This is a genomic window from Amycolatopsis sp. NPDC051372 (assembly GCF_040682095.1).
In the GTDB taxonomy this organism is placed as follows: domain Bacteria; phylum Actinomycetota; class Actinomycetes; order Mycobacteriales; family Pseudonocardiaceae; genus Amycolatopsis.
Genome location: NZ_JBFBAF010000046.1, coordinates 16,979 through 32,663, shown reverse-complemented (window position 1 = coordinate 32,663; position 15,685 = coordinate 16,979). Strand labels below are relative to the sequence as shown.

15 protein-coding genes and 1 pseudogene are annotated in these 15,685 nt (G+C 67.7%); 9 read left to right on the top strand and 7 right to left on the bottom strand.

Annotation, left to right across the window (positions count from 1 at the left end; all coding sequences use genetic code 11):
- The 3 genes from AB0M56_RS44915 to AB0M56_RS44905 all read right to left on the bottom strand — a co-directional run.
- Positions 1-455, bottom strand: a 455-nt coding sequence (locus tag AB0M56_RS44915) for an acyl carrier protein (RefSeq protein WP_364188120.1), incomplete at its 3' end; no start/stop codon positions are given.
- Positions 456-1,348: 893 nt separating this feature from the next.
- Positions 1,349-2,635, bottom strand: coding sequence for a MurT ligase domain-containing protein (locus AB0M56_RS44910; protein WP_364188213.1), 1,287 nt, complete (start codon positions 2,633-2,635; stop codon positions 1,349-1,351).
- 83 nt (positions 2,636-2,718) lie between these two features.
- Positions 2,719-2,841, bottom strand: coding sequence for a hypothetical protein (locus AB0M56_RS44905; protein ID WP_364188118.1), 123 nt, complete (start codon positions 2,839-2,841; stop codon positions 2,719-2,721).
- Positions 2,842-2,985: 144 nt separating this feature from the next.
- Here AB0M56_RS44905 and AB0M56_RS44900 point away from each other — a divergent pair, with 144 nt between their 5' ends.
- From AB0M56_RS44900 to AB0M56_RS44890, 3 genes are all read left to right on the top strand, one after another.
- Positions 2,986-3,753: an ATP-binding cassette domain-containing protein gene (locus AB0M56_RS44900; RefSeq protein ID WP_364188115.1), complete on the top strand. Its 768-nt coding sequence runs from the start codon at positions 2,986-2,988 to the stop codon at positions 3,751-3,753.
- Positions 3,754-3,914: 161 nt separating this feature from the next.
- Positions 3,915-4,046, top strand: coding sequence for a hypothetical protein (locus AB0M56_RS44895; RefSeq protein WP_364188113.1), 132 nt, complete (start codon positions 3,915-3,917; stop codon positions 4,044-4,046).
- Positions 4,047-4,311: 265 nt separating this feature from the next.
- Positions 4,312-5,136 (top strand): alpha/beta hydrolase, encoded by an 825-nt coding sequence (locus AB0M56_RS44890; protein WP_364188110.1) that lies wholly within the window; start codon positions 4,312-4,314, stop codon positions 5,134-5,136.
- A 597-nt stretch (positions 5,137-5,733) separates the two neighbouring features.
- Here the strand turns inward: AB0M56_RS44890 and AB0M56_RS44885 are convergent.
- Both AB0M56_RS44885 and AB0M56_RS44880 read right to left on the bottom strand, forming a co-directional pair.
- On the bottom strand, positions 5,734-6,768 hold the full coding sequence (locus AB0M56_RS44885) for a substrate-binding domain-containing protein (protein WP_364188107.1): 1,035 nt from the start codon (positions 6,766-6,768) through the stop codon (positions 5,734-5,736).
- A gap of 733 nt (positions 6,769-7,501) precedes the next feature.
- Complete coding sequence (locus tag AB0M56_RS44880) at positions 7,502-7,708, bottom strand: hypothetical protein (RefSeq protein WP_364188105.1); 207 nt, start codon at positions 7,706-7,708, stop codon at positions 7,502-7,504.
- 115 nt (positions 7,709-7,823) lie between these two features.
- Between AB0M56_RS44880 and AB0M56_RS44875 the strand changes: the two genes are divergently transcribed.
- From AB0M56_RS44875 to AB0M56_RS44865, 3 genes are all read left to right on the top strand, one after another.
- Positions 7,824-8,744, top strand: a complete 921-nt coding sequence (locus AB0M56_RS44875) for an NADP-dependent oxidoreductase (RefSeq protein ID WP_364188102.1) — start codon at positions 7,824-7,826, stop codon at positions 8,742-8,744.
- Positions 8,745-8,758: 14 nt separating this feature from the next.
- Positions 8,759-9,241 carry a cupin domain-containing protein gene (locus AB0M56_RS44870; RefSeq protein ID WP_364188099.1) on the top strand — a complete coding sequence of 161 codons (483 nt, stop codon included), beginning with the start codon at positions 8,759-8,761 and terminating at the stop codon, positions 9,239-9,241.
- Positions 9,242-10,090: 849 nt separating this feature from the next.
- Complete coding sequence (locus tag AB0M56_RS44865) at positions 10,091-10,849, top strand: recombinase family protein (protein ID WP_364188096.1); 759 nt, start codon at positions 10,091-10,093, stop codon at positions 10,847-10,849.
- A gap of 187 nt (positions 10,850-11,036) precedes the next feature.
- Here AB0M56_RS44865 and AB0M56_RS44860 read toward each other — a convergent pair whose 3' ends face one another.
- Positions 11,037-11,747 carry a hypothetical protein gene (locus AB0M56_RS44860; RefSeq protein ID WP_364188094.1) on the bottom strand — a complete coding sequence of 237 codons (711 nt, stop codon included), beginning with the start codon at positions 11,745-11,747 and terminating at the stop codon, positions 11,037-11,039.
- A 52-nt stretch (positions 11,748-11,799) separates the two neighbouring features.
- On the opposite strand from AB0M56_RS44860, the pseudogene AB0M56_RS44855 reads away from it, so the two are divergent.
- Positions 11,800-12,295, top strand: a pseudogene (locus AB0M56_RS44855) (hypothetical protein).
- Positions 12,296-12,341: 46 nt separating this feature from the next.
- Here the strand turns inward: AB0M56_RS44855 and AB0M56_RS44850 are convergent.
- The gene (locus AB0M56_RS44850; protein ID WP_364188092.1) at positions 12,342-13,598 is read right to left on the bottom strand and encodes a TetR/AcrR family transcriptional regulator; all 1,257 of its coding nucleotides are present in this window, start codon (positions 13,596-13,598) and stop codon (positions 12,342-12,344) included.
- Between the two features lie 289 nt (positions 13,599-13,887).
- On the opposite strand from AB0M56_RS44850, the gene AB0M56_RS44845 reads away from it, so the two are divergent.
- Both AB0M56_RS44845 and AB0M56_RS44840 read left to right on the top strand, forming a co-directional pair.
- Positions 13,888-15,201 (top strand): Rieske 2Fe-2S domain-containing protein, encoded by a 1,314-nt coding sequence (locus AB0M56_RS44845; protein ID WP_364188089.1) that lies wholly within the window; start codon positions 13,888-13,890, stop codon positions 15,199-15,201.
- The gene (locus AB0M56_RS44840; protein ID WP_364188086.1) at positions 15,194-15,472 is read left to right on the top strand and encodes a hypothetical protein; all 279 of its coding nucleotides are present in this window, start codon (positions 15,194-15,196) and stop codon (positions 15,470-15,472) included. Before AB0M56_RS44845 ends, AB0M56_RS44840 begins: the two co-directional genes overlap by 8 nt.
- Positions 15,473-15,685 lie beyond the last annotated feature (213 nt).

The window sequence follows — 15,685 nt, the reverse complement described above, 5'->3', positions numbered from 1 at the left end:
GGCCGTTTGCGGACTCGTGCGCAGAAGCGGGCCATGACCATGGAGTCGGCGCCGAGGTCGTCGAAGAAGTGGCCGTCGACCGGCACGTGGTCGGTGCCGGTGATGTCGGTGAACACCTCGGCGAAGTGTCGCTCGCATTCGGCGAGTGTGGTTGCCGGCTGCGACGCAGGCGTGGTTGTGGTGGTGAGGGCGGCTGCAAGGCTTTGAATCGTCGGGTGTTTGTAGATGTCGGGCATTGATACTGACGGTAGGTCGGGCCGTTTGCGGACTCGTGCGCAGAAGCGGGCCATGACCATGGAGTCGGCGCCGAGGTCGTCGAAGAAGTGGCCGTCGACCGGCACGTGGTCGGTGTCCACGATATCGGTGAGCACCTCGGCAAGAAGTCGCTCGCATTCGGCGAGCGTGGTCAGATTGTCGGCCGCCTCAGCGGTCAGGACGCCGTGCGAGTTGCCCATTCGATGATCCTCTTGAATCAGAAATTGGAGCAGTCGGCGCGACAAGCAGGCCTGACTCATGAATGAGATTCACGCTTGCCTGGACTGCTATCGGATCTGGCGCCGGAACACGGCTAGCCGTGTTCCGGCGCGGTCCGTAGCCGGAAGGAGAGATGCAGTCTCCGACTGCGGACCTTGCGTCATGAGTACAGCGGTGTGATCGCCGGATGCTGGCACGCATCGACCGACACCGGCGGCGGGCCCGTGTTCGCCCGCAAGATCCGGAACCTGGCCCGCGGCGGGGAGTTGGCGCCGAGATTATGGAAGGGGTGGCAGCAAGTCGAGACGCCGACACCACCCGGTATCGGCCAGCGCGCTCAGACTCGACGGCCGAGGCATTGTGTTGGGCCGTGCCGCTGAGAAAGGTACCGCGCGCCGTCGGGCAGCGCTGGCGTCGCCTGAGCGTTCGCGGTGTCGACCCGTGTCTCATGCGACTGAACTCCCGCCAATCCGAAAATCCCCACGAAGATGTTCTTGGCACGCCGCAACGCGATACGGAATGATCAGACCCGCCCCGCAAGAACACCTATTTTAGTATGCGTCATCCAGATTAGTGGTGGGCGACGCTCGGCTGTCAAGCCTTCAGGGGCGATAATTACGGGTCAGCTTTTTCGCGCCAGTCGCTCCAATTGGATCTTAGATTTTCCTGTCTATACCTGGGAACGACGCCACCCGCAACGCGGCCAGACTGTCGCGACGCCGCCCACGGTGATACGGTGTTGATCCGACTCCCTCCGCGCGGGGCAACCGGAGCCACCGAAATGGGTTGTTCTCCGGCGTCGCACGGCGATCACGTAGCCGCGACAGTGTCGCGCCGCCGGGGATAGCGTCCGGCAAAATGGTTTTCCTCCCGTTTACCTTCGCGGTCGACGTTTGGTGGCCCGGAACCGTTCTTGCCGCAGGGCGCTGATTTCGGGCAGGGGGAGCGCGGATGGTGGCCCGCCGAGGGCCCCGGCCAGAAGCAAATCTGCGGGGTCGGGGTTGCGGGCGAGGACCGGCCCGTGGAGGTGGGTCGCCAGCACGTGGCCGGTCACTGCGCCTTCGGTGCGGGCACCGTTGCCGGTGCCTGGGCGCACGGAGCCGAGGGCCCGGCTGTCCTGGCCGAGGCGGGTCCGGCCGAGGTGGTTTTCGAAGCCGGTGAGCGGGTCGGTGCCGAGCGGCGGTGCGACGTCGACGACGACCTCACCGACTGCGCGCTTCGTGCCCGGCATGGTGACGGCGTCGAGCAGGCCAGTCCAGCGCGCGTGGTGTAGTCGGAGGTGGTGAAGGCCGTGCCGAGAACCGGGAATCCGGCGCAGACGCCGAACACGAACGCGCCGCAGGCCGCTGCGTGCTGTAGGCCGGGGTTGGTGCGAAGGTGGTCGGCAGCGAGGGCCTGGCCGTCGTCTTCGCTCCGCCGAGCAGGTAAAGGTCGAGGGATGACGGGACGGCTCGGTCGTGGCGGATTTCCAGGACGGTGGCGGCGATGCCGCGCCACTGCAGCCGGCGCTCGAGAACCTGGGCGTTGCAGGCGTCGCTGTGGGTGCCGAGGATGTCGGGCAGCACGAGGCCGATGCCACCGCGGACTCCGCATTGCCGAGCTGTTGCTGGGCATCGCGGAACGCCGTGTAGTTCGCAACGACCTCGACTGGCTCGGGTGGCAGGCCCGCGATCGCGGCGAGGGGCCGGCGGCACATAATGTGCTGCACCTCGCCGTAGGTCAGGGGCACCGCCAGATCAGTGGCGCGGTCGCCTGCCGCGACGACGTATCGGCCGCGTAGCTGCTCGAAGGGCACGTCCCACAGCCACGACGTGTCACGCCCGTCGGCCTCACCGCTGTTGATCGCGATCACCACCGAAGCCCATGGATCGAGCAACGGCAGCGTTTCCCGCCATCCGGCTGGGTTCTTCGCGAGGAGGATCCGCGCCGCGCGGCCGGACACGTCAGCTCGCCGGTAGCGGCCCGCGACGTCGGAGATCGCGCCCAACTGTGCGACGGCGACGCGGGGCGAGACGCCCACGCGCTCGGCCCTGGCGACGGCGGTGTTGGCCCCGCCCGACAGGCGCAGGTCGAGCGTGACGGTCGCGTCACGCGCGGAGGTCAGAGTGTCTTCGTAAAGCGACCACAAGGATCCGGCCGGGTGGGCCCGCACGCGCAGCACCAACCGGCGCCAGTGTGGAGCACGGCCCGGCTGCACCGGGCGCAGGCCACGGCGTCCCTGTTCCACTCCTGCCCAGCGCCGACCTAGAGAGTCCGGGCCGCGGCGAGTGCGGCCGAGGCGACGAGCGGGTCGTCGTAGTTGGCGATCACCGTGGTGGTCGGCAACGACGCCGTCAGCGCCCGCAGCGCAGGTTCGACTGCACGCACCTCGCCCACACGGTCGAGCTGATCGCGGCTGAGGTTGAGCAGGACCAGACACTCCGGTCGCACTTGCGCCGCGACAGGGGGGCGTAGTTCTCGTCGACTTCCAGCACTGCCACCGGGGCGTCCGGTTTCGCCACCAGCGCGGCGATGACTCCGTCGGGCATGTTCACGCCGTCACCGGTTCCGGCGACTTGGCCCAGCGTCTCGAGAATCCGGCGGAGCATCGACGCCGGTGGTGGCCTGCCTGGGAATCCTCCTGGTGATCGGGGTGGCGCTGGGCCTGTTCCGGCTGCTGAGCCCGGCCGGATGGCGACGTTGGGAGCACCGGTGACCACCGGGACGGCCACCAGGCTGGAGGTCCGGGACCTGGTCAAGCGCTACGGTGCGCAGACCGCTGGACGAGGTGTCGCTCGTCGCCGAAGCCGGACAGCTCGTGGTCGTGTTCGGCCCGTCGGGCTCCGCAAATCCACGTTGCCGCGGTCGGTGGCAGGCATCGAGCGCGTCCACGACGGCCGGATCCTGCTCGGCGGCCGCCTGGTCGCCGACGAGACGCTGCACGTGCCTCCGGAACGGCGCGAGCTGGCGATGGTGTTCCAGGACTACGTGTTGTGGCCGCACCTGACCGTCGCGGACAACGTCGCCTACCCGCTGCGGCGCAAGAAGATCGCTCGCCCCGAGGCGGAGAAGCAGGTCACCGCCGTGCTGGAGCGTGTCGGCCTGGGCGACTACGCGGTGCGGTTTCCCAGCGAGCTGTCCGGCGGGGAGCAGCAGCGCGTCGCGCTCGGCTGGGGGCTGGTCGGCCGCCCGGTGCTGCTGCTGTTCGACGAACCACTGTCCAATCCGGGCGCAGACCTGCGGGAGCGGACGCGGGTCGAGATCGCCACCTGGCCAGGGAAAGGTAGGCCCGGCTGCTGAGCGAGGGCATACCCCTGGGCGCTGGCAAGCGCCGGTGGTCGGCGGCGGCGCGGTGGACGCGCTGGGTGCGCCGCGCCCGTCGGCGCGCGAACCTGCACGACCCAGCGCCGCAGGCGCGCGTGGTCCGCGTGAGGCAGCACGAACGGGCGGACGATGAGCTGATGAACGCCCGACTTCCGAAGCTGTTCGACCTCTCGACGACGCCGGCCGCCCCCGCCGCGGGCGCGGCCGACCGGGCGGCAGTCGAGCAGCCTGGCGAGCGACCGAATGCCTGGTGGAACGCAGCAGGCTGACTCGTCGAATGGTCCAGACCGTATCGCGGTCTCCCCTGCGAGTGCTGCGCGCGTGTCCCGTGGTCAGGTGTGTCGGTCGGATATCGCGTCGCGGATCTTGTCGATGAACGCTGGCGGCGCCGAGGTGCGCGGGCTCGAGCAGACGAAGTCCCCACAGTTTCAGACGCGGCCTTGCCCGGGCCGCGGCTGGCAGAGCAACGTGATCATCGACTGTGACAGGCCCCGACGGGGGAGCCGTCGCACCCTGAGAGAGCGGAGACCACCCATGCCGATGATCACCACCGCCGACGGTGTCGAGATCTTCTTCAAGGACTGGGGCACCGGGCAGCCGATCGTGTTCAGCCACGGTTGGCCGCTGTCGGCGGACGACTGGGACAACCAGATGTTGTTCTTCCTGCAGCGGGGCTATCGCGTCATCGCCCACGACCGGCGCGGTCACGGCCGCTCGGCGCAGGTCGCCGACGGGCACGACCTCGACCACTACGCCGATGACCTCGCCGCGGTCACCGCGCATCTCGATCTGCATGACGCGATCCACATCGGACACTCCACCGGCGGTGGCGAGGTCGTGCGCTACCTGGCCCGCCACGGTGAGGCCCGGGTCGCGAAGGCGGCCATCCTCGCGGCCATCCCGCCGCTGATGCTGCAGACCGAGTCCAATCCCGGCGGGCTGCCGCTGAGCGTTTTCGACGACATGCAGGCCCAGCTCGCGGCCAACCGCTCGGAGTTCTTCCGCGCGGTGGCCTCGGGCCCGTTCTACGGCTTCAACCGGCCGGGCGCCGAACCCGACGAGGCGCTCATCCAGAACTGGTGGCGCCAGGGCATGATGGGCAGCGCGCTGGCCCACTACGACGGCATCGTCGCGTTCTCCCAGACCGACCAGACCGAGGACCTGAAGAAGATCACCGTGCCGACGCTGGTCATGCACGGTGACGACGACCAGGTCGTGCCCTACGCGGACTCGGCCCCGCTTTCGGTCAAGCTGCTGAAGAACGGCACGCTCAAGACCTACCCGGGCTTCCCGCACGGCATGCCGACCACCGAGGCCGCGACGATCAACGCCGACCTGCTCGAGTTCATCCGGGCCTGAGCTGCCTACTGCGGGCGCCCCAGGGAGGCAGCCGCCTGCAGGTGCGCCGGGATCAACCGGGCACTCGTGGTCGTCGGCCGGTTTTCTCGCCGACCGTGGCAACGATCCGGACCGCCTCGGCGTGCCACGCGGCGAACCGGTGGCCGCCACCATCACCGAAGCACACGGCGACACCCGCACCTGGCAGGGCCTCCGCGAAGGCTGCCTCGCCGGCCGCGGCGCGCCATCGAACTGCACAGTCCGCCACCGCGCCTCGGCCGGTCCCGGACTGTGCAGCGTCCCCCGGGGCGTGTCCCCCGAGCGCGGCAACACACTGCGCTCCAGCGTGGGTCGGTGCCCAATGCACCGCGCCCGGCTGCGAGCGCAGGAGCTGGACGTAAGGAGAGCTTGGAACCCTTTCGCTGGCCCGAGCCGAAAAGTAGCTTCGCGCGCAGGCTGATTCGTCTACTGCTCCCAGGCGTGCGTCAGGAGCGACGCGGGCGCACTCGCCCACGGTGGCGCCTTCGCCGGGGTCGAGGTCGAGCACGAGCCAGCCCTGGGGCCGGCGTTTCGGGCCGGGGCCGACCCCTGCACTGCAGCCGAGTCGGGCGCGAATCGTCAGATACTGGCCAGAATGTCGAAGCCCGTGTGGTCCGCGGTCGCCAGATAGACTGCCTGCTCAGTTCGTGCACGATCGACGAGGATGTTGCCCCGGGGGCCATGGTAGCGAGCGTGTTCGGCGGTCGCGCACAGCTGTTCGACGTTGCTGGAGCCGGTCCGGTTCACTAGCTCGGCTAGCATCCACAGTCCTTCGTAGCATGATTCGCCGGGCGCGTTGAGCACCGGAGCCTCGGGACCGAACCGGCGGACGTAACGGGCTCCGAACTGGAGGCTCTCGGCCGTGGGCAACGTTTCGAAGTAGCCCGAGGCGACGAACACGTCCTGCGCCGACGAGGCACCTATCTCCTGGAGCATGTTCTCGTCCATGAGTGTCGAGAACCGGGCGCATTGGTCTTGCAGGCCGCGTCGGGCGAACTGCTGGTTGAACTCGACCGAGTCGTGCCCGACCAGGAACATCAGTACCCCGTCGCAGGCACTGTGCTCGATCTGTCGCAGGACGGCGTTGAAGGCCGACGTACCGAGGTCCACGAACGCAGCGCCGTCGACCCGCACCTTGTCATGGTCCCGGAGGAACTGTCGGGTGAGTGCGGTGGAGCGGTGCGGCCATGCGTAGTTGTTGCCGATCACGAACCATCGCCGCACGCCGATCTCGTCGGCCATCCAGGTCAGGGCGGGAAGCAGCTGGATTTCGGGGGTCTCTCCGATCGCGAACACCCCGGGCGTTGACTCACCGCCTTCATAGAGTGCCGTATAGACATACGGCACTCGCCCTCGTGTCCGGGGAGCCAGTCGCTGGCGCACCGCGGAGAGATGCCAACCCACCACGGCGTCTATCTGTCCGGCGGTGATCAGTCGATCTACCTGGGACGCGACCCGGTCCACGCCCGCCCCGCCGTCGACGATCCTCAGCTGCACCGGGCGGCCGAGCACACCGCCTGCATTGTTGATTTCCTCGGCCGCCAGTCGGGAACACAACACGCAGGACGACCCATAGATCCCCGCAGGCCCCTGCAGTGGGACGACCAGCCCCACCCTGAAAGGGGCCGTCCGCCCGGACATCACGGCGCCGTTCCCGGACCGACGCGTCCCTCCAGAACGTCAATGAACGCTCGAACTCTGGCGACGGTGGCGATATTCCCCCCGAATTCCTCCGACGGCCCCAACCCCGCTGACCGGGGCAGTCGGATCGAAGCGCCACATAATTCGATGGGTGGCGGTCGACGGTGATGCTGGTGGCCCACAGGTCGGCCGAGGCGAGCTCGAAGGTCGTCATCCCTGGCAGCGCCGGCGCGTCGTGGCCGGTCCTGGCCCGATCGACCGGACTGGGACCGGTTTTCGGCCCCTTTTAGCGCTCGGACATGCGAGCCATCGGCCGTTGCCCCGCGACCAGTCGATCAGGACGGCGGCGTTGAGCTTGTCCGCAGCAGCCCGTGCAGCCGCTGCCAGACCCCCGCCTCGGCCCAGAGTCCCGCAGCCGCCGCCAGTAGGTCAGGCCGGAGCCCGTACCCCAGCTCCTGCGGCAAGAACCCCCAGGCAGTCCCGTGTACAGCACGAACAAGATGCCGCACCACGCCTTCCGATCGTCCAACCGTTTCCGTGCGGGTTTCGGAAGCGACGCTCGACCTTGGGCAACAGAGGCTCGATCAACTCCCACAGCTCGTCCTCGACCTCCCACGGCCTGCGCTGAGCCACACCAACCCGCTGCCACCTGCTCAACAACCGGCAAGTTCAAACCACAGGCCAAGATTCATTCCGTTAGGACCTCTTACACCGGGCCCACCCGCGCCGCGCCGCCACGGTGCCGATCAGGTCCGCGCGGGCGTCCGACCACATCGATTTCGTCGAGGTCGGCGGCGAGCTCGCCCTCGTGTTCCATCGGCAGGGCCGCGTATAGTCCGTCGACACGGTGCAGATCACAGACGGTCGGATCACCGCGTAGCGCGGGGTCACTTACCCGCACGAACTCAATCACGTCTGAGCTGTCACGCCTGGAGGGGCTGCCTCGTCTCCCTGACGAGAACGCAGAGCGAGACGATGCAACGCTCGCGGGCGAGAGTGCTCGATTGCCCCTCCGAGTAAGGACTGTCATGCAAGCCATCACCGTTCGGGACCGAGACGCCGGTATCGCAGGGTTGTCACTGACGGACCTGCCCGACCCCCAAGCGGTTCAGAACGACGTTCTCGTCCGGGTCCACGCCGCGGGTTTCACCCGCGGGGAACTCGACTGGTCGGCCACGTGGACCGATCGCGCGGGCCGGGACAGGACGCCGAGCGTGCCTGGCCACGAGCTGTCGGGTGTCGTCGTCGAGGTGGGCTTCGGCACCACTGGCCTGAGTGTCGGCCAGCAGGTGTTCGGCATGGCCGACTGGTTCCGCGACGGCTCGCTCGCCGAGTACACCGCGGTGGAGGCCCGCAATCTCGCGCCGCTGCCGGCGGATGTCGACCACACCGTGGCGGCCGCGCTGCCGATCTCCGGACTGACCGCCTGGCAGGGCCTGTTCGATCACGGCCGCCTGGCCACCGGCGAGACCGTCTTGGTCCACGGCGCTGCGGGCGGCGTGGGGTCGATCGCGGTGCAGCTCGCCCGCGAAGTCGGCGCCCGCGTTATCGGTACCGGCCGGACCGCTGACCGGGACCAGGCGCTCGCGCTCGGCGTCGACACCTTCATCGACCTCCAGACCGAGAAGCTGGACGACGCCGGCGAGGTCGACGTCGTGTTCGACGTGATCGGCGGAGACATACTCGCCCGCTCGGCCGCCCTGGTGCGCGCCGGCGGCACGCTCGTCACGATCGCCATGCCGCCCACCGTCCGGCCCACGGACGGGCGGGCCGTCTTCTTCGTCGTCGAACCCGACCGTGCCCGGCTCGCCGACCTCGCCGCGCGGGTGAGGGACGGACGGCTCGCGCCGGTGGTGGGCGCGGTACGGCCACTTGCCGAGGCACCCGCCGCGCTCGCCCCCGGCGAGCGTATCCCCGGGAAGACGATCTTTCGCGTTACCGAAAGCTGAAAAGGAGTCCCCTCATGATCGGAATGCGGATCGCCGGTGGCCTCCTGGCCGTCGCCGCGCTGGCCGGGGTCACGGCCTGCGCTGCCTCGGACCAGCCCGCCCCCGTCGCAACCCAGCCCGCTGCCACGGCTCCGATGCCCACCACGGCAGCACAGCCACCCACGGAAACCCTGACCCCGCTGCTGCAGCAGGCCCTTCCGAATGTGCAAGGCAAGACCTTCACCTCAGCGATCGTCACCTTGCCGCCCGGCGCACGCGCGGCGCCGCACCGCCATGGTGACGCGTTCGTCTTCGCCTACGTCCTCGACGGCACCGTGCGCAGCCAACTCGAAGGCCAGCCCGTCAGCACATTCCAGCAGGGCCAGAACTGGATCGAGCAGCCCGGTGCTCACCACGTCCTCACCGAGAACACCAGCTCGACGGCACCGGCCAGGCTCCTGGTCGTCTTCGTCGCCGACGCCGGGGCCCAGCTGAAGGTCGACGACCCCCACCGGTAGATCGAAACTGCTGCGGCGGCAACGTGCCCGAACCCCCCAGCCACTACATCAGTCAACCGCATCCTGCCCGGAGCGCTCCGGCGAAGCCTTCGCCGACTGGATGGCGCTCGACGACGAGGAACCGGATTTGGTTCCTTGGCCACTTCGAAGCCGGCCGTCGTCAGGATCGTGAACATCGAGCCCCGCATCGTCTCGGAGCGGCAGCGCGCGCCGGCCGCCTGCCGCCAGGCGGCACGCGCGCGAGCCTGCGGGACTGTGCCACTCCGGCGTTCGCCACTCGCGCCGGCGCTGCGTAGTCCGCAGCGCCGGCCTGTTCCACTTGCCGAGCGACCTGATCCGACGCGACCCGGGGTCTCAGTTCCTGGCCCACAGGAAAGATGTCGAGCACGCAGACTTATCCGGGTTGTCCTCGCAGCGGGACCTACTCGCGCGGGCCCTCAAAAACCAGGACGACTCCACCGTCCTGGTCGCAGGGCGCATGGGTAGGACTTCGCCCGCGAAGTCGAGGAGCTGCGGCACCTGGTCGACCTTGGCTTGGCGAGGCGTAGCAGGTCTCGGCCCTCGCTGCCGTGCGCGCTAGGGAGTCGAGCGGATACAGCATGGGTCTCCGAAACGATTGTTTTCGGAACCCGTTGCACCGATGTGAGGCTGCCAGATGGCATGGGTTCCGGTTTTGTGTATCGAAAGTGTTCGCCTAAGGGTTGCCGGGTAGTTTGGAGACTCATCGCATGCGGTTCGGGTATGCCCAGGTGTCCACCCGGGATCAGAGCACCGATCACCAGATCGACGCGCTCGCCGCGGCCGGGGTGGCCGAGGAGGACATCGCTCCGCGCCGGCGACGAGGTCGTGGTGACCCGACTCAAGCGCATCGGCCGCTCCCAGCAGCACCTGCTCGAGCTGGTCCGCTGGTTCGGTGAGCACGAGGTCGACTCCATCGTGCTGGAACAGGGCATCGACACCTCCACCCCGGGCGGGCGGCTGGTGTTCCACTTTCTCGCCGCGCTGGCGGAGTACGACCGGGAGATGATCGTCGAGGGCACGTTGGACGGTCTGGCTGCCGCCCGGGCTCGCGGCCGTGTCGGTGGCCGGCCCCCGGCGCTGACGCAGCGGCGGTTGGATCAGGCGCAGCGGATGTATGACGCGGGGGAGCACACCGTCGCCGAGATCGCCGAGACCTTCCGTGTTGGGCGCACCACCCTCTACCGGAAGCTACACGCCTACCAGGACGGCGGCGACTGTGTGTTGGTCGTCTACCGCAACACTCGTACCCGCAAGATCGACGCCGACACCAGTCGCCGCTACGTCGAGGCCGGCGTCGGCGAGAAGGTGCAGCTGGAGGCGGACCGCAAGTGGTCCCCGTTCGCCGCGGCCCGCTGGCCGCGGTTACAGGCGATCGTCTACGTCGTCGACGGCGTCGTCGCCCGCATCCGCGGCGTCGAGGCGGACCTGGCGAAGTGGGACACCGACGACCGCGGCTACGCCGACGTCCCGTTCACCCAGCCGCTGCCCGATCTGCAGATTGCCAAACAGCTCCCGACGTTGGGCATCGCGCTCGGCGACCACCGCCCCCACGTCCGCGGCAAGATCCGCGAATACGTGTCTCTGTAGCCGTGGATCGGCGGCCGGCCGGCCTGGGTCCGATCGAGCAGGCCCGGCGCTGGTGAGTGCTGCAACCAGGGCTTCAACAAGGCCAGCTCCGTCGACGGGCCAGGCGGGCGGGGCCCGGTCGGGCAAACGCAGGGCGCGTCGCTTCTTGCTCTCCGCTCGGCTCAGCAGGGGCGAAGTCCGGGCCTGCCTACGACGTGAGTCGCGAGGCCGCGTCGAGCATGTGCTGGCAGTAGCGCGGTTCGCCCACCTTGGGCAGCGGTAGCCATTCGGCGAATCCGCGCGCCTCGGGGGTGTCCTCGATAAGCGTGGTGGTCCACGTGTATCCGACGCCGTGCTGCGCCGCCTGCAGTGCCTGCACCCGCCGGTCACCGCGCATCCAGTCCGGCCCCTCGGTGAACCAGTCCAGGCGGGAGAACGCGGCGAGCGCGAGGACTCGCCCGTAGCCGCGGCGCCGGACCTCGACATCGACCTGGACGTGATCGAGCACGCCGGTCCGATCCGCGGGGCACACCGCCAGCGTGGCCGCGCCGATCGCGTAGCCGTCCAGGTGCAGCTCGATCCGGCCGGGCCCGGCGACCTCGCCCGGTGGCACTGTGACCAGTTCTAGCCCGGCCCCCGTGGCCTCCTCCGCGTCGGCTTGTTCGTAGGCGGGGTCGATGAGGGCCCATTGGTGCTCGGCGTGGCCCTCGTCGCGGCAGCGGTGGCAGACCAACGAGTGCAGGCCCAGCGCCCCGACCCACGAGAACGTGCCCGACCCGGGCATGGGGTGCTGGCGCGGGCAGTGCCGCGGCGGGCGGACAGTGAGCGACCTGTCCGGGTTCAGCCCGTGCTGCAGCACCGGCCGTACCGGGAGGTCTGCGCTGCCGTACTCGCCGAGCGGTCGCCGATCTTCGAACATAGGTGCGAGCTTACGACCTTCGCCGCTGGTCAGCGAGGTTGACGATGGACACATGCCCGTGCCGGAACTGCCGCTGAGGCTCGCTGTCGTCGAGTCGGGGGCGGTGCTGTACACCTCACTACCGGGACCGGACGCCCACGCCCGGTCGAGGAGCCCCGCGCTGCACTACCTGATCGACCTCGTCGCGCAGAACCACGACGTCCACATCGGACTGCACGACCTCGACCTCGCCGACCCGGCCGTCTCCGACATGCTCGGCGAAGCCGACGCGATCGGCGTGTTCCAGGTCGAGTCCCGCGCGCAGTTCGGCAATCTGCCCCGCCCGAGGCCGAGGAAGTTCTACGACCTCGTGGTCGCGCGTTTGATCCGCCGCGCACAAGCTGCTCGCTCCGGCGCTGGAGCGGACGTTGGGCGTGCCGTTGTTCCAGGAACCGGTGATGCAGACCGCTGTAGTGGGCGGTGTAGCGGCGTTGGATGCAATGGTCGGTGCAGGTGATTTGTCAGGGGTTTGTGGACCACCCCGGCACGGTCACCCAACGATACCGTGAGGTGTGCCGCTGATCGTCTGCATCCGGTCTGTGCGACCAGCGGCCGTCAGCTCTTACCCTCGCAGAACCGCTGTACGAAGTCGATGTTGAGCTCTTCGATCTCCCCGACCACATACGGGTGCCCTTTCGGATCCAGCGTAAAGGCCAGGTCCCACAGCGCGCCCGTCACCTCGATGTTCAAGATCTGACTGAACAGGTCTCCTGGCAGGCTTGCGTAGCGAGACATCGCGTCGTAATTGTGTTCGGCGAGTACGCGCCGATAATGAGCATGGACTTCCTGAACCTTTTCGGAGGCGCGCCGATCGAACCAGAGTTCCCGCAGGCCACGCCGCCTAGCGAAGAAATCCCGGTACGCCACCATCGTGCGCCTGTTCAACTCGCTGTAGTCCAGCCCTTCAGATCCTGCCTCCACCTGGTCGAGAAGCGCGAGCAGGTCGTGCATGTACTCTGCGGCAACGGCGGCTATCAGAGAATCGAGGTCTTTGAAGTAGCGGTACATCGAAGCGGGTGACGTCCCGGCTGCCTCGGCAATGGCGCGGGCGCTCAGGTCGGGGCCGTGCGGGCCTTGGGAATCGATGATCTCGGTTGCTGCCGAGAGAATTTGCGCCCTGTTCTTCCGCCCCCGCGCCTGTGGCGGCAGTCGCGACTCCCAGGCGTGTGGCGCCGGACCTTCGGTCTGGGCCGCGCTGGTCGAGCGATTGACGCGGCTCGAGTCGGGCTCGGGATTTTTCCGGTCTTCTCCGTCGGGCGACGAAAGCGTGACGCCCAGCCGCCTGCGAAGGAATCGATCGGAGACTTCGCGAATTTCGGTGACTACGCGTGGATCCCCACCTGGATCATGCTGGAAAGCCAATTCCCACAGAACACCGGTAATTTCGATCCAGATTTGATAAGCCAAGATATCGTGCGATTTCGTCGTGAACTCGAGCATCCTCGCGTGCAGTAACTTGGCCAGGTTCGCCCGGAAGTCGCGATGGATGCCGACGACCTTGTCCGAAGCTCTCCGGTCGAACCACAGCTCGCGCAGGCCGGGCCGCGCCGCGAAGAACTCGCGGTAGATGGTGAAAATAGTGTCCAGCAGCCCTCTCAGAGATTCGGTCGGGCGAGACAGTCCTGCTTCGACAGCCGAGAACAGCTCATTGCCGTACTGGTCGGCCACGGCGGCGGTGATGGAGTCCACGTCGGGGAAGTAGTGGTAGATCGACGCCACGGGCGTGTCGGCGGCATCGGCGATCGCACGGAGTGTCAACGGCCGACGGCCCGACGAGGGTGCCGAGTCGATCAAGAGGGCCGCGGCGCGCACGATCTGAGCATGCCGTGCCCGTCCTCGCTCCTGAGGTGGTAGGGCGACCTTCGCGGGGCTTACGGGCGGGTTCTCGGGCGCTGACGACACGGTCTTCACGCTACAGCCTGCCCACCCCGGACGGTCGAACTCCTGGGCTGGACCTGCTGACAAGACGAGCTTGACAGGCGTCGAGATCAAGTGCGTAAATGTCAAAGCTAAACGATGTTCGAGTTCTTGCCACTGGGCCGGCCCAGCGGTGCCCCCGTGTGTCCGTGTACGCGGCACGCCTCAAAGTCGAGGAGAAGCGATGCTCAGCTCGAGTGACAACGAGCTACTCACCAAGGTCGGGCCCGGAACGCCGATGGGGTCGATGATGCGCGAGTACTGGATGCCCGCCATGGTGTCCACCGAGTTGCCCGCGCCTGATTGCGACCCGGCCCGGGTTCTCCTGCTGGGCGAACGCTTCATCGCGTTCCGTGACAGCTCCGGAAAGGTGGGGATGCTGGCTGCGCAGTGTCCCCACCGCGGCGCGTCACTGTTCTTCGGGCGCAACGAGGAGAACGGTCTGAGGTGCGTCTACCACGGGTGGAAGTTCGATGTCTCGGGGCGGTGCCTCGACATGCCGAACGAGCCGGTCGAGAGCAACTTCAAGGACAAGGTCCGAGCCAGGTCGGTGCCGGTTGTCGAGCGGGGTGGGCTGGTGTGGGCCTACCTTGGCTCGCAGGAGGAGCCGCCGCCGTTGCCCGCGTTGGAGTTCTTCGACGAGGAGTTGAGCGAGACCCGGTCAATCAACGTCTTCCAGATCAATTGCAACTGGCTCCAGGCGCTTGAGGGCGACATCGACACGAGCCACTTCGGATTTCTGCACGTCGGTCACCTGGGCAACGATGCCGCGCCCGAGGGCACTTTCCTTCGCCACATGCTGGAGGACCGGGCTCCGAGGTACAAAGTGGTCGACACCGAATTCGGCTCCTCCTACGGTGCATATCGACCTGCCGGCAACGATCAGGAAACGTACTGGCGCATCGCCCACTACTTATTCCCGTTCTACACCATGATCCCCACCGGGCTTCTCGGCAGCTCCAAAACCGTCACCGCCCGGGTTCCCCTCGATGACGAACACACCATGGTCTACCTGGCCACAGCGGACGAGGTGCCGAGCGATCTCGCGATCGGCGCCGAGACCTACGAGAACCTCAAGCTCTTGCCGAACACGACCGACTGGCACGGCCGATTCCGCTCCGCCCGTACGATCGAGAATGATTTCGAAATCGACCGTGACGCCCAGCGCAGTGGGCGCAGCTTCACGGGCCTTGACAGCGTGCCCCTTGAGGACCGGGCGATGACCGAGGGCATGGGACGGGTGTTGGATCGCAGTGGTGAGCATCTTGGCAGCTCCGACGTGATGGTCATCCGCGTCCGGCGGAGGATCTTGCGAGCTCTGCGCACCTTTGTCGACAGCGGCGAGCTTCCCCCTGGCGCCAACGAGCCCGATCTCTATCGGCAGCGCTCCGGCGGGGTCGTGCTGCCGACTGGCGCTGACTGGCTGACTGCGACGCAAGGGCTTCGTGCCGGCACCGAGAAGCCGACGACCGATCCCGCAGTGGCTGCCGGTGTCTGAGGTCAGCCAAGCCGCCGGACGCACCTCTGGCGCCGGCGCCATCGAACGCGCATTGTCCATTCCGTACATGATGGACGTGTCCACTCGCGAATCCGAAGGTGGCGAGTGGGTCTGCCGCCTGGAGTACCCGGAACTGGCCGGCTGTGTGGCCGAGAGCAGGGACGCTCTCGACGCCCACGACCAGCTCGAACGGCTGCGTGAACAATGGTTGCGGCATCGGGTGGAGACCAACCAGGAAATTCCGACACCGCGTCCGTCGCTGCGGTCCTGAACAGGTCGACGGTTTCGCGGGGGGACTGGCAAGAAATGCTTTCACCGCGGAGCGCGCCCCACCGCGCGAACGCAGATGCGGTTGTTATTTGCGTCAGCGGAGTCGAAACATGTGTTCCCGTGAGCTCTGCTCGCATCTGACGATGGCAGCGATTTTCAGCTTCGGGTCAATCAGCCCGATCTTTTCCGTCGGTGTTCCAGCCGCCGACTGGCT